This is a genomic window from Candidatus Pelagibacter sp. HTCC7211 (assembly GCF_000155895.1).
Classification (GTDB): domain Bacteria; phylum Pseudomonadota; class Alphaproteobacteria; order Pelagibacterales; family Pelagibacteraceae; genus Pelagibacter.
This window is the reverse complement of the sequence record NZ_DS995298.1, coordinates 1258367-1273153: the sequence shown is the minus strand read 5'-3', so window position 1 is coordinate 1273153 and position 14787 is coordinate 1258367. Positions and strand designations below refer to the sequence as shown.

14 protein-coding genes are annotated in these 14787 nt (G+C 33.0%); 6 read left to right on the top strand and 8 right to left on the bottom strand.

Features of this window, described 5'->3' with window-relative positions:
• Positions 1–4 precede the first annotated feature (4 nt).
• The 3 genes from PB7211_RS06825 to PB7211_RS06815 form a co-directional block, all read right to left on the bottom strand.
• On the bottom strand, positions 5–1018 hold the full coding sequence (locus PB7211_RS06825; protein ID WP_008544883.1) for a glycine betaine ABC transporter substrate-binding protein: 1014 nt from the start codon (positions 1016–1018) through the stop codon (positions 5–7).
• A 149-nt stretch (positions 1019–1167) separates the two neighbouring features.
• The gene (locus PB7211_RS06820) at positions 1168–2109 is read right to left on the bottom strand and encodes an NAD(P)-dependent oxidoreductase (protein WP_008544254.1); all 942 of its coding nucleotides are present in this window, start codon (positions 2107–2109) and stop codon (positions 1168–1170) included.
• Positions 2106–2978: a DMT family transporter gene (locus PB7211_RS06815; RefSeq protein ID WP_008544849.1), complete on the bottom strand. Its 873-nt coding sequence runs from the start codon at positions 2976–2978 to the stop codon at positions 2106–2108. Before PB7211_RS06815 ends, PB7211_RS06820 begins: the two co-directional genes overlap by 4 nt.
• Positions 2979–3033: 55 nt before the next feature.
• Here PB7211_RS06815 and PB7211_RS06810 point away from each other — a divergent pair, with 55 nt between their 5' ends.
• From PB7211_RS06810 to PB7211_RS06785, 6 genes are all read left to right on the top strand, one after another.
• Positions 3034–3780: a maleate cis-trans isomerase family protein gene (locus tag PB7211_RS06810; protein ID WP_008546065.1), complete on the top strand. Its 747-nt coding sequence runs from the start codon at positions 3034–3036 to the stop codon at positions 3778–3780.
• Positions 3780–4946, top strand: a complete 1167-nt coding sequence (locus PB7211_RS06805) for a M24 family metallopeptidase (RefSeq protein WP_008544669.1) — start codon at positions 3780–3782, stop codon at positions 4944–4946. The genes PB7211_RS06810 and PB7211_RS06805 overlap by 1 nt, the downstream gene beginning before the upstream one ends.
• A 39-nt stretch (positions 4947–4985) precedes the next feature.
• Positions 4986–6071 carry an ABC transporter ATP-binding protein gene (locus PB7211_RS06800; RefSeq protein WP_008545042.1) on the top strand — a complete coding sequence of 362 codons (1086 nt, stop codon included), beginning with the start codon at positions 4986–4988 and terminating at the stop codon, positions 6069–6071.
• Between the two features lie 125 nt (positions 6072–6196).
• Positions 6197–7324: an extracellular solute-binding protein gene (locus PB7211_RS06795; protein ID WP_008544955.1), complete on the top strand. Its 1128-nt coding sequence runs from the start codon at positions 6197–6199 to the stop codon at positions 7322–7324.
• A 70-nt stretch (positions 7325–7394) separates the two neighbouring features.
• The gene (locus PB7211_RS06790; protein WP_008544090.1) at positions 7395–8642 is read left to right on the top strand and encodes an ABC transporter permease; all 1248 of its coding nucleotides are present in this window, start codon (positions 7395–7397) and stop codon (positions 8640–8642) included.
• A 3-nt stretch (positions 8643–8645) separates the two neighbouring features.
• Positions 8646–9500, top strand: coding sequence for an ABC transporter permease (locus PB7211_RS06785; protein WP_008544590.1), 855 nt, complete (start codon positions 8646–8648; stop codon positions 9498–9500).
• Between the two features lie 2 nt (positions 9501–9502).
• Here the strand turns inward: PB7211_RS06785 and PB7211_RS06780 are convergent, their stop codons facing one another.
• The 5 genes from PB7211_RS06780 to PB7211_RS06760 are packed head-to-tail and all read right to left on the bottom strand — an operon-like array spanning position 9503 to position 14784.
• Positions 9503–10381 (bottom strand): branched-chain amino acid aminotransferase, encoded by an 879-nt coding sequence (locus PB7211_RS06780; protein ID WP_008545933.1) that lies wholly within the window; start codon positions 10379–10381, stop codon positions 9503–9505.
• A gap of 11 nt (positions 10382–10392) precedes the next feature.
• Positions 10393–11514, bottom strand: a complete 1122-nt coding sequence (locus PB7211_RS06775) for a thiolase family protein (RefSeq protein WP_008544487.1) — start codon at positions 11512–11514, stop codon at positions 10393–10395.
• A 19-nt stretch (positions 11515–11533) separates the two neighbouring features.
• The gene (locus tag PB7211_RS06770) at positions 11534–12679 is read right to left on the bottom strand and encodes a dimethylsulfoniopropionate demethylase (protein ID WP_008546106.1); all 1146 of its coding nucleotides are present in this window, start codon (positions 12677–12679) and stop codon (positions 11534–11536) included.
• Positions 12680–12701: 22 nt separating this feature from the next.
• A complete protein-coding gene (locus PB7211_RS06765) occupies positions 12702–13037 on the bottom strand; it encodes a 5-hydroxyisourate hydrolase (RefSeq protein WP_008544844.1) in 336 nt (111 codons plus the stop codon).
• Positions 13038–13041: 4 nt separating this feature from the next.
• A complete protein-coding gene (locus PB7211_RS06760) occupies positions 13042–14784 on the bottom strand; it encodes a thiamine pyrophosphate-binding protein (RefSeq protein WP_008544213.1) in 1743 nt (580 codons plus the stop codon).
• Between the last annotated feature and the right edge of the window lie 3 nt (positions 14785–14787).

The window sequence follows — 14787 nt, the reverse complement described above, 5'->3', positions numbered from 1 at the left end:
TTAATTAAAGTGCTTTTTTGATTTTTGAAGCAGCTGAACCTGAAACCCATTTAGTCCACACATCTTCTTGTGTTTTTAGGAATTCAATTGCAGCATCTGCACCTTCTGCTTGGTTTTCACCCATCCATACTAGCATACCATTCATTACTGGACCTGGATAAGTTCTATTCTCAAGGTATTTCATACCATCTTTACCAGCTGTTTTCTTAAAGTTATCAGTTGTTACTGTGAAAACTTCAGATTTTACCCATGATGATTTTTTTGGATTAGCACATTCTTGTTCTGGTTTAACTAAACAGTTATCCCAGTTATCTTTGCCGCCAAATTCACCCATGTCTACAGCTTGCATGTTGTATTTTCCGATAAGTGCAGTTGGTGACCAGTAGTATCCAAACCAGTTTTCACCTCTTTCAGCAGCTTTTGCTATTGAACCATCTAATCCAGCAGCAGAACCTGTCTCTACAATCATCCATCCTTTTTCTTCCATACCCCAAGCTCTAAAATGGTTTCTGTTACTTAATTCACAGTTCCATCCTGGAGGACAGATATGAAATCCACCTTTTGAAGGATCTTCTGGATGTGGAAATAGGTCAGGTCTTTTTAAAATTGCATCTGCAGTTGTAAGTTCAGGATGCTTTTCTAAAGTTGCAGGTAATACCCACCAACCTTCACCTAAACCAGTAATAGGTGCTTTGTTAACTGAGTGCATTTTACCTTCATCCTCAGCTTTATTTAAAGCTACGATTGCAGCATTTGCCCAGAATTCTGGAGCAACATCTGGCTCACCTTTTTCACTCATTGAAGTGAAAGTAGGCATTGTAGCACCTGGAACAAGTTCAACTTCGCATCCATAACCTTTTTCAAGTATAATTTTATCTACTTCAGCCATGAAATTCGCTGATGCCCAGTTCATATTAGCAATTGTAATCTTTCCACATGCAGCATTAGCAACACCAGTAAATAAAGTGAAACCTAAAACAGCTAATGAAGAGAGAACTATTTTTTTAATCATTTTCATTGTTTTCCTCTTAATAGTTTATATTTATCAAACACAACACATTAAGTTTAGGAAATCAATATGTCAATGGACGCAAACAACTTTGAATTGAATATAGAATTGATAATATCTTATATAAAGAACGATTTTTAGACTTTAAGTTTTAAATATTAGATTTCGTATCCTTTTTCCTCAGGCTCATTATCAGTTAACTCTTCAGGAAATCCATCTGCTCTAAAATCTATATTATTAGAATCTTCCATTCTTTTAACAATCATTGAAGACCATGCTCTTGAACCATATTTTTTTTGACCGTCTTTAAATATCTCAACAATTTTTGGAGAAATCTCTAATCCAGCGTTTAATTTTTTTGCTAGATCATCAAATAAACCAGTATCCTTTAAAACTAAGTCCATAGTAAAATTTATATTGTAAGACCCATTTAAAATCACCTGACTTTCAGTTTCATGCACAAAAGAATTACCTGAGGAAACTGCAATTCCTTTATAAGCTTTAGCAAGATCTAAATTTGATTTTTTAGCAACAGTCCAGGCTTCACCTAATGCAACTAGATGAACTGAGGCTAAGTAATTTGTTATAACTTTAAGAACTGTAGCACTTCCTAATTCACCAGTATGCAATACTTTTCTACCCATCACGGTTAATGCAGATAAAATTCTTTCAAAAGCCACTCTATTTCCTCCAACAAAGATAGCAATATTTCCAGTAGCAGCCCTATGACAACCACCGCTTACTGGACCATCTAAAGGTATGCCATTTTTTTCTATAACCTTTTTGCCAATTCTTTTAATTTCAGCTTCATCAGTCGTGCTCATTTCAAGCCATATTTTATTTTGAGTTATACCTTCTAGCACTCCATTTTCACCTTCCATAACATCTGCACAAATTTTTGGGGATGGTAAGCATGTAATAATTAAATCTACTTGCTCCGCTAATTCTCTTGCAGAACTTGCAACTTTGGCTCCTAAATTTTTAAACTCGTTAGTTAAATTCTCATCCAAGTCTCTTACAGTTAAATCAAATTTATTCCTTAACAAACTTCCAGCTAGTTTACCTCCAACATTTCCAAGACCTATAAATCCTATTTTCATTTTTTAACCTCATTATTTTTATTTTTTGTAATCACAATTAAAATTACTCCGACAATAATTAATGCCCCACCAGTAAATAATTCTTGTGTAGGTTTTTCTCCTAAAAGAAATATTGCTGCTAATAATCCTGTTGGTGGAATACCCATAGTTACAATTGGAAGAACTTTATAAAGTGGATTATTTTTCAAAACATAATAGAAGCAGCCATAAGTAATTGGTTGCATTATAAAACCAATATAAATAGCAATAATCCAATGATCAAATTTTGCATTTGATAAATAGCCTATCGTATTTCCATCTAGTATTGCTGAAATAAATATTAAAATTGGTCCAGAAAATAATGCCAACCAAGCAACTAAAGCTAGTGGGTTAATTTCTTTACTCAGTGGCTTAACAACAACTTGGCCTAGCGCCCATATTGCAGATCCTAAAATTGTTAGACCGATACCAATAAACTTTCCATCTAAACTGGGCGATCCTGTTAAAACGTAAACTCCAATAAAAGCAATTCCAATCCCAACCAAAGCTCGTATGGTTGGTTTTTCTTTAAGCATAAAATATGCAAAAATTACCCCAAAAGGAACTTCAGTTTGCACTAATAGTACCGCTGCAGAAGCATCTATTAAATTTAAACCAGAATACGTAATACTATATTGCAATGTATTAGCTATAAAAGATGCAATAAAAATTTTTTTTAAGTATCCCCACGGTATTGGAAACCACCAAATTAAAATAGACGCTGCAAACATAAATCGAATTCCCATTAACAAAATTGGAGGAAAAGACTCAAATGCAGGTTTGGCTATAACAAAACCAAAACCTAAAAATATAGGCACCAAAGATGCAACAAAGGTGTCTTTTATATTCATATTGTTTTTTATATTAATGATTAAAGAACTTATGATATATTCACCCTTTTAAATTATGAATTCAACAAAAATAGAACCAAAATATATTTCTAAATCAAATCCTAGAGTTGGTTTAATAGCACTTGCAAGTGACTTTATGATTGAAAGAGACTTTATAAATGTAATTAAAGACCGTGATATTGACTTTTTTGTTAACCGTATCGAATGTTACAATCCACTAACTACGGAAAATCTAATAAAAATGTCTAATAAAGTTACAGAAGTTACAAAAGACATTTTGCCAGATCAAGATATCGACTGTGTTGTTTATGGATGCACCTCAGGAACTATAGCTGCGGGTTATAGTTCTATAGAGCAAAAAATTAAAGTAGCCAAACCGATGGCAGATGTTACGACGCCAAGTACTGCTGCAATAAAAGCTTTAAAAAAATTGAATATTAATAAGATATGTCTTTTTACTCCTTATAGTAAAAAACTTAATGATGATGTAGCTGAATACTTTAAAAGTGAAGGATTTGAAATTACTTCAAATGCGTATTTTGATATAGAAGCAGATTATGACATTGGTAAAGTTGATCAGAATTATTTGTGTGAAGTTTTATCTAAAATAGATTTAAATGGAGCAGAGGCTTTATTTGTTTCATGTACAGCCTTACCAGTATTACCAATAATTGATGAATTAGAAAAAAAATTAAATACAACTGTTCTATCCAGTAATCAGGCTTTGATTTGGGATACACTTGAGAAAATAAATAAAAATAATTCAGTGGAAGGATTTGGAAAATTATTCCAAAGTAATTGATGCTTTTTACAAAAGAAGAATACAAAGATAGATTAAAGAAGACTCAAAAAATGATGCGAGAAAAAGGCATCGAATTATTAATCTCTCATGATACAAATAATTTAAATTACTTAACTGGTTATGATGCCTGGTCTTTTTATTATGCACAATGTGCAATAGTTCATGTCAATGCAGATGAACCTTTATGTTTTGTTAGAGCTCAAGATGCTGGTGGAGCTTATATAAAATCTTATCTTAAAAATGAAAATATTATAGTTTATGATGAAAATTACATTCATACTTGGCCAAAGCATCCTTATGATTACTTAGTTCAAATCATCAAAGAAAAAAAATGGGACAAACTTTGTATTGGTGTAGAGATGGATGCACACTACTATACAGCATTTTGTCATGAAAAAATAAAACAAGGTTTACCAAATGCAAAGATAGTTGATAGTGATAGATTAGTTAACTGGGTAAGATTAGTTAAATCAGATACTGAAATTGAATTTATGAAGTCAGCTGCTAAAATTTCTGAAAAAGGGATGAAAACCGCTATGGAAGTTATAAATCCAGGAGTAAGGCAATGTGATGCTGTAGGTGAAATTCAAAAGACATTATTTTATGGAACCGAAGAGTTTGGTGGTGAATACTCAAGTATAGCAACGTTACTTCCTACAGGAAAAGGAACATCTGCCTCTCATTTAACTGCATCTCAGGATAAGTTTGTAGAAGGTGAATCTACTATTATTGAGCTATCAGGAGTTTACAAAAGATATCATGCACCTATGGCAAGAACTGTATTACTTGGAAAACCAGATCAACTAAAAATTGATACTATGAAAAAAACTATTGAAGCTTTAGAGGCTGGTATTAGTGCTACAAAACCAGGAAATACTGCAGATGACGTTGCTCAGGCTTTTTGGAAAATACTAGATAAGTATGGAATTGAAAAGAAGTCTAGAACTGGTTATTCGATAGGTATTGGCTACCCACCAGATTGGGGAGAACATACTCTTAATATTTATAAAGGAGACATGACTATTCTTGAACCCAATGTTTGTTTTCATATGATAGCAGTAATGCAATTTGGTGACTGGGGAGTTGAAGCTTCAGAAGCAGTAAGAGTAACAGAGAGTGGTAGTGAATTATTTTGTAATATGAGTAAGGAATTATTCATTAAATAAATTGCTTGATTATCAATCTAACTAATGTTTTAACGTCTTATGGGTAATGATCACTTCGTAAGATTTGAAAATGTTGATAAAAGTTACGATGGTAAACAACTTGTCGTAAAGGGTTTAAATCTAGATATTGAAGAAGGTGAATTTGTTACAATGCTTGGACCATCTGGATCAGGTAAAACAACTTGTTTAATGATGTTGGCTGGTTTTGAAACACCAACTAATGGACAAATTTATTTAGACAACAAAGTCATTTCAGATATTCCTCCACATAAAAGAGGCATAGGAATGGTATTTCAAAACTATGCATTGTTTCCACATATGACAGTTTATGAAAATTTAGCATTTCCGTTAAGAGTTAGAAAAATTCCAAAAGATGAAGCTGATAAAAAAGTTGATAAAGCTTTATCAATGGTTTCCCTTCAAGGTTTTGAAGCAAGAATGCCCATGCAATTGTCGGGTGGTCAACAACAAAGAGTAGCTGTTGCAAGGTCGTTAGTATTTGACCCAAAACTAGTATTAATGGATGAACCTTTAGGAGCCTTAGATAAAAATTTAAGAGAAAGTATGCAATATGAAATTAAACATATACACGAAAGTATTGGTGTAACAGTTGTATATGTTACGCACGATCAAACAGAAGCCTTAACTATGTCTAATAGAATTGCAGTCTTTAATGATGGAAAAGTTCAACAGCTTTCAAGTCCAGATGAATTATACGAAAGACCTGTCAATTCCTTTGTAGCTGAATTTATTGGTGAGAATAATACTTTCGCTGGGGAGGTGTCAGATGTAGCGGGGGATAAGTGTAAAGTTAAATTAAATTCAGGAACAGAAATTTTAGCAAATCCAATTGTTGCAAAATCAAAAGGGGAAAAGACTACAGTTTCTCTAAGACCTGAAAGAGCGCTAATAGATCCTGAGTCAGAAATGGATAATAATCACAAAGGTAAAATTGAAGAGGTAATTTATCATGGAGATCATACGAGATTAAGAGTTGATTTGCTTGGCAACAAACAATTTATCTTAAAAGTTCCAAATAGTTCAAACAGGATGGATATTAAAGAAGGTAAAGAGATAAATATCGGTTGGAACAGTGTTGACTGCAGAGCATTAGACCCTAAATAAATACTTAAAATATCAAATAAATACTTAATCTTTAGCAAATATTAATCAACTGTTGACTATGCTTTGCTATCTTGTTTTACTTTCGCTTTATAAAAACTAAACGTTAACGTTAAATAGGAGAATAAATGAAAAAATTAAGTAAATTATTACTTGCTCTTTCTTTTGTACTTTCTGTAACAACTTCAGCATTTGCAGTTACTGTAGTGTCTTGGGGTGGAGCTTACACAGAGTCACAAAAATTAGGGTATGGTGATCCTACAGCTGCAAAATTAGGAATACCTGTTAATTGGGTAGACTACACTGGTGGATTATCAGAGATTAAAGCTCAAAAAGAAGCTGGAGCAATTACTTGGGACATCATGGATGTATATGCAAAAGATACAATCATTGGATGTGACGAAGGAATTTTCCACGAATTTGATTTTGACAAAGACTTCTTGCCGGCTCCAGATGGAACGCCAGCAAGTCAAGATTTCTTTACAAGCATGCCGTCTAAGTGTGCTGTTGGAAACATCTTGTACTCTTGGAACTTTGCTTACAATGATGCAAAAATTGGAGATAAAAAACCAAAATCAATCAAAGATTTTTTTAATACTAAAAAGTTTCCAGGTAAAAGAGCAATTTACAAAGGTGCAATGTCTAACTTAGAGATCGCATTAGTTGCTGATGGAGTTAAAGCTAGCGGAGCGCAAGCTGGTGGTGACTTACTTTACAGAAAAATGGAAGGTGCTGGTATAGACAGAGCTTTAGCTAAAATTAAAAAACTTTGTACAGATCCTAACGGTGGATGTGTATTTTGGAATGCGGGAGCTCAACCACCAGAACTATTAGCTAATGGTGAAGTAGTAATGGCTACAGGTTGGAACGGCAGATTCTTTAATGCACAAATGGAGGGAACTCCACTTGTACAAGTTTGGGACGCTCAAATTCTTGACTATGAATATTTTGCATTAGTTAAAGATGGTCCTGGCTATGCTGACGGTAGTGCTATGAAAGTACTTGCTGAAATGACTAGTACAGAAGGTTTAGCAGGAAGTGCTAAGTATATTGCTTACGCTCCTTGGAGAAAATCTTCAATTGCTATTATGGAAGCTGGAGAGCCTTGGTTTAAAGATGGTAAAACTAACATGGTACCACATATGCCAACAGCTCCATCAAACTTAAAAAGCCACATTCTTATGAACCCTGATTACTGGGCAGATAACCAGGATGAGATTAATGAGAAATGGGAAGCAATGAAAGCTGGTCTATAATTTAGTTTTATAGAATAGTTTTTTATACTATATTAAAAGGGCAGTTATTTATAACTGCCCTTTTTTTATTATGAGCCAAGATCAAATTTTATCATCTGACGGAATACCTCTTGAGCAAAGCCTTAAAAAAGCAGAAAGAAAAAATAAGCTTAAGGCAGTTTTACTAGTAGCTCCACTTTTTTTATTTCTACTTATTATTTACGTCTTTCCAATTGGAGATATGCTATTTAGAAGTGTTGATGATCGTATGATCACAAAAATGCTTCCTAAAACATTTAAAGCTATGGAAAGTTGGGATGGACAAGATTTACCGGATGAGCCTGTCTATAAGGCTATATATGAAGATTTAAAATATTTAAAAGAAAATAAAACTTATGGAAAAATTATTGCAAGATTAAATTATGAAAAATCTGGTTTTAGTAGTTTAATTAAAAAAACTGTTAGAAAATTAAAGAAGATAGAAGAAGGTAATTATAAAGAACAATTCATTAAAATTCATAAAAGATGGGGTCAGCCCGAATATTTAGTTGCTTTAAGAAATGCAGCTCCCAATTGGTCATATGCAAAATATCTAAAGGGTGTGGATATGAGATTTGATCAGGATAAAAACATAGTTCAGGTAGAGGAAGACAGAAGAATTTATAAAATTTTGTGGATGAGAACAATAAACGTAGCTTTTTGGGTTACTCTTTTTTGTTTTATTCTTGCTTACCCAATTTCACATTTACTAGCAACTTTACCCATGAAATACAGTAATTTGTTAATGATTTGTGTTCTACTTCCTTTTTGGACATCATTATTAGTTAGAACTTCTAGCTGGATGGTTTTACTTCAACAGCAGGGACCCATTAATGACTTGATTGTTTGGCTTGGCCTAGCTGCAGACGATAATAGGCCCGAGCTCATGTACAATGTTATTGGTACATTTGTTGCTATGACACAAATATTATTACCTTTTATGGTTTTACCTTTGTACAGTGTGATGAAAACTATATCTCCAAGTTTGATGAGAGCAGGTAAATCATTAGGTGGAACACCACTAGTATCTTTTGTAAAAATTTATTTTCCCTTAACTATTCCAGGTATTGGTGCTGGATGTTTATTGGTATTTATTTTAGCTATAGGTTATTACATTACACCTGCACTAGTTGGAGGTGCAAGTGGATCGCTAATTAGTAATACTATTGCATATCATATGAAAAGTTCTTTAGACTGGGCTTTTGCATCTGCACTTGGAACAATGCTGTTAGTAGGGGTTTTAGCAATTTATTGGGTTTATAATAAACTAGTTGGAATAGATAATATTAAGTTAGGATAATTTATGGCTTTACCAAATCATACACCTTTAAATTATAGAATTTGGCATTACACTTATTTGACATTTTGCGGTCTAGTATTCTTTTTTTTAATTGCTCCATTGTTTGTAATTTTGCCACTTTCATTTAACGCTGAGCAATACATTCACTTTTCTGCAAAAATGTTAGCACTTGATCCAGAAGGTTTTTCATTAAGATGGTATGAAGATATGATTTTTGGAACAAAAAACCCCTGGGGATTAGCAACAAAGAATAGTTTAATTATAGCTTTCTTCGCTACAATTGGATCAACAATTCTTGGAACAGTAGCCGCCCTTGGTTTGAGTAGTAGACACATGCCTTATAAAGCAGCTTTCATGGCTTTGTTGATTTCACCGATGATTGTTCCATTAATTATTTCTGGTACTGCAATCTTTTTCTTTATGGCAAAAGTAGGATTAGCTGCAACACATACCGGTATTGTTTTATCACATATAATTTTAGGAACTCCGTTTGTTGTAATTACAGTTACAGCAACTTTATCTGGTTTTGACCATAGTGTAACAAGAGCTGCAGCAAGTTTAGGAAGTAATCCTGTAAATACATTTATGAAAATAACACTGCCTTTAATTATGCCTGGCGTAATTTCTGGTGCACTATTTGCATTTGTGACATCGTTTGATGAAGTTGTAGTTGTATTATTCTTAGCTGGATTAGAAAATACTACTATCCCGATTCAAATGTGGGTAGGATTAAGAGAACAATTAAGCCCAACAATAATGGCAGTTGCAACATGTTTAATTGTAATGTCCACTTTAATTCTGGTTACCGCAGAACTTTTAAGAAGAAGGTCTGAAAGACTAAGAGGAATTAATAGATAGTTCTAGTTTTTTCCAACTAATTTTTCATAACTAGAAGAAAGATCTTTAATCAAATCACATACTTCAAATTTATCATCTTGAATACTTCCAACAGGTGTAATCTCTGCTGCTGTACCTGTGATAAAACATCCTTTAAAACTAGAAATTTCTTTAGGAGAAATTTTTCTTTCTATTATTTTAATATTTTTTGATTTTGCTAAATCAATAACAGTTTTTCTAGTGATACCATCTAAAAATGAGTCTGGAATTGGTGTATGTAATTCATTATTTTCATCTTTAAAAAAAATATTAGCACTTGTAGCTTCAGCTATGTTGCCTTCATGATCCAACATCAACGAGTCTGTGAACCCATCTTTTTCAGCTTGATGCTTAGAAAGTGTGCAAATCATATATAAACCAGCAGCTTTACTCTCCCAAGGTGATGAATTTTGAGGTGGCCTTTGCCACTTAGAAATATTTAATTTAATACCTTTTAACTTTAATTCAGCATTGAAGTATGTTGGCCAATCCCATATTGCTATAGCTACATTAATCTTAGTATTCTGCGCAGAAACCCCCATCATTTCACTGCCTCTCCAAACAAAAGGTCTAATATATCCGTTTTGAATATTTTGATCAGAGACAAGTTTTTCAGTAGCCTCAATAATTTCATCATATGAATAAGGAATTTTCATATCTAAAATTTTAGCAGAATTGAAAAGTCTATCTGTATGTTCTTTTAATTTAAAAATTTTTGTATTGTAAACTCTTAAGCCTTCAAAAACTAAACTAGCATAGTGCATACCATGACTAATAATATGAACTCGAGCATCCTGCCAATCACATAATTCATTATTAAACCAAATTTTTCCTGATCTTTTATCGAATGGTAATTGTTGCATGTTTCAATCTTTTATACAGACTCAATAATTGTTGCAATACCCATTCCAAGCCCAATACACTGTGTAGCTAGGGCGTATTTTTTATTTTCTCTTTTTAAAAGCTGAGCTGCTTTCCCAGTGATCCTTGCTCCAGTTGCACCTAGAGGATGACCTAGCGCTAACGCACCACCATCTATATTAATTTTATGTGTGTCTATTTCTAAATCTTTAATGCATGCCAATGATTGAGATGCGAATGCTTCATTTATTTCTACAATATCAATATCCTTCATTGTTAATTTAGCTCTTGTCAGTGCTTTTTGAGATGCACCAATAGGACCTAAACCCATTGTATCAGCTTTACACCCTTGAACTGCTGTCGATACAATTCTTGCTAGTATTTCTAAATTATTATTTTTTGCATATTGTTCTTCACATATAAGTGTAGCAGCAGCTCCATCTGTAAGTGGTGAGGATGTTGCAGCTGTAACAGTCCCATTTTGATCAAACGCTAATTTTAATCCATCTAATTTTTCTTGATTACTGTTTGGTCTGATATTGCTATCTTGTGAACATTTTCCAATAGCAACAATCTCATTATCAAAATTTCCTTTTGATTGTGCTTTAGATGCTTTTTGATGACTTGATATTGCAAATTCTTGTTGTTCAGCTCTTGAAATAGAATATTGTTTAGCAACATTTTCTGCAGTGGTACCCATTGAAAAATAAACATTGGGATTTTCTTTTTCAGCAAAAGGGTATGGTATAGCATCAAAACCAGTAGTTACTCTGGTCATACTTTCAACTCCACCACAAATAAAAACTTTTCCAGATCCCATAGCTATTTTTCCTGCAGCTATATGAATACCTTCCATGGATGATCCGCACCATCTGTCTACTGTCATGCCAGATGTTTTAATATCCATATCAGTTAGAAAAGTTACTAATTTACCAATATTGAAACATTGTTCACCTGTTTGAAAGGCACATCCAACTATAATGTCTTCTATTTCTTTTTTATTAATTTTAGTTTTAGAAACAAGATTACTAACAACTTCAGCAAGTAAATTTACAGGTTTTACGTCAATCAATTCACCTTTTCTTGCCATTGTGAAAGGAGATCTTGAATAACCCGCTATAACTGCTCTAAACATAATGGGTATATATAGCTATTTAATCTGGAAATGGCAAAGATGTTATCGTCCCATTTCTTTTTTCACCATCAAGAGTTTCAATAATGACTTCGTTACCTACGTTCCAATAATCTTTTAAAATCATTGATAAACCAATATTTTTTTTAATTCTAGGAGAGAAAATACCAGATGTTATTTGTCCAATTCTTTTATTGTCCTTTGAAAATATTTTTAAAGGTTGTCCAGTTGCTGCACAAGGAGCACCATCAAAGATAATGCCCCTCATTTTTTGTATTATGCCTTCACTTTGAATTTTTGTTAGAGCTTGTTTGCCAACAAAGTCATGAGAAGCATCTGCTTTACAATACTTTTCTAGGTTGCACTCTAAAGGGTTATTCTCACCAGTAAAATCGTTTCCATATGACATTAGCCCAGCTTCAATTCTGTCAATTAGGTTTGGACAACCTGGAGAAATATTAAATTTTTTACCTGCTTCCCAAATGGTATCCCAAAGTTTTTCACCCATTTCAACTTTATCAAAATAGTTTTCATGAACTTTAAAATAAATTTCAAAACCGTCTTGTTTACTGTATCCAGATCTTGCAATAATTTGTTTTGTCCCCTCAAAGTCTATCACTCTGAAATTAAAAAATTTAATCTTTTTAATTTCATCTCCAAATATTGAAACCATTAATTCTTCTGATTTTGGTCCTTGTATTGCCAATGGATAAACATCTGGCTCTTCAATCACTACATTTAAGTTTAAACCTAACGCCAATCCTTTGGCCCACAACAAAATATCAGAGTCTGCAATTGATATCCAAAACATATCATCATCTAATTTGAGTAAAACTGGATCATTTATCATTCCAGCATTCTCGTTAAGCATTGGGATATAAAAACATTTACCTATTGTCATATCTTTTATTGAACGAGGTGTTAATTTTTGAATTAGTTTAGCAGCATCTGGACCACAAATTTGAACTTGTCTCTGACAAGAAACATCCCACATCTGAACCTCTTTACTTAGATGTAAATAATCTTCTTCAACAGTATTTTTGAAACCTTTTGGTAAAAGCATATGGTTTACTACTGTAAAATCTGAAACTCCATGTTGTTCAACTCTATTTGTATAAGGAGTTCTTCTTATTCTTCTAGACATATTTAATTTTATATTTTTTGACATAAAAAATTTTATTTTTTAGTTGTTATTGAGACCACCAAATAGAGTAACTATTAGGTGATATAATAATTGGCAAGTGATATTTTTTTTCAGGATCTTCCATTTTAAATTTGATAACTATTTCAGAAACAATTTTTTTTTCAGAAAAATAATCTGAAGTTTTACATACCATTTCATATTCACAATCACAGTCTTCTTTTGAGAGTTCAAAATCTTTTAAAATTCTTCCTCCACTATCAGTTTCGGTTTCAAAAAATATTTTTTTCTCTCCAGATACGCTTATTTGATTAATAATTACTTTAACACCACTTGCATGTGTTCCATTTACTGAATTAAGTAGGTGAGAAGATAAAGTCGCCATAAATTTATTCAATCGACGCCTTATCTCTTTTATCACTAACAGCAGCAACAATTGGACTAATGACACCTTTAGCTTTAACATTGATACATGCAGTTTTTCCGCTTTCAAGGGCCCTTTTTAATGCCGGAGCCAATTGTTCTCTTTTTGTAACCAGTTCACCATGACCACCAAAACCCTCAAAGATTTTATGAAAAGGTATATCCCTAAAGTCTGTCGCAAAATGTTTTCCACTTTCAAACAATCTTTCTTGTTGTTGTGAAATACAATCTAAACCACCATTGTTATCAATTACAACTACAATGGGTTTATTTTCTTGAAAAGCAGCTTCTATTGACAAACCTCCAGATAAAAAAGCACCGTCCCCACTTATTAAAATAACATTTGAGTTAGGGTTCGTATTTTTAGCTGAAAGCGCAAATGGCACACCAACACCTAGCATACTAAAAGTGCCGGGATGAAGAATTCCACCTATTTTTTTTCCTTTTGATCCTGCAATATTTATTGCAATTTCAGACCAAAAATGAGTATTCCCTCCATCAATCACTAACCAATCTTTTTCACCAATGGCATCTTGAACATCCAAAGCTAATTGAAGTGGATGCATTTTACCCCCATTAGTTTCAGCGTGTTTTGTTTCTTTGCTTAAGTCTTCTAAAGTTTTATCAACCCATTCTTGTTTTTTAGTCTTATTAAGATCAAACCATTCTTTACCTAAATTCCACTTATTATTTGTATTAAGTTTATTTAAAGTATCAAAAAATACACCTGGATCACATAACAGATTTAAATCGGCAGCTCTATTAAGTTCTATTTCTTCATGAGATCCATTAATACAAACAAGTTTTGTTGAGGTTGGAAATAGAGGTGGATTTCCAAAATTCATTTGATTATCTAGTCTTGCTCCAACCATCAACACCAAATCAGACTCATGTAATGCAAATTTTGATGGTGGATACTGATGTATATCAGCTAATCCCATATAGGCATTGGCTTCTTCACCAAGTAATTTTTGATGGTAAGGAATATTAAATATTGGAATATTCAAATTATTTCCTACTTCCTCTAATTTTTTTTCTGAGCCAGACCACCATACTCCATGCCCACCTATTATTACTGGTTTTTTTGATTTACATGCAAGTTCTAAAATTTCTGATAAATGTGTTGGATCAGGCCAAGCTTTTACAACAGGTTTTGTTTTATTTGAAAAAGGTCTTTCTTCAAGGCCAGCATCTTCTGAAAAAGATGAAAACATAATATCAACAGGCATACTTAAATGTACTGCACCTGGATATCCATTAGTTGCAATCCTGTATGCTTTATCTACAAATTCTCGAATTCTAGTACCATCAGTAATACTCGCACTATATTTTGTTAATGGAGCAGCAATTGCAACATCATCAATTTCTTTAAATCCACCCGAGCCTTGTCTTTTTAAACTACTTGAACCAGTTATAAATATTACAGGTGATCTTTCACCCCAAGCTTCCATCATTGATGGTACAGCATTTGCAAAACCTTCTGGGCCTACAAGACAAACTGCAGGTTTTCTAGTAATTCTGGTATGTCCGTCAGCTATGTGTCCAGCTATTTGTTCATGAGGACAATTGATTACTTCCATTTGGCATTCCATAAATCCTTCTAGTGCAGGGTTACAAAAACCTCCAGACAGAGTAAAAACATGCTGAATTCCTTTATCTTTTAATGCTCTAGCTATTAATGATCCACCTCTAATTTTTTTCTCTGACATAGT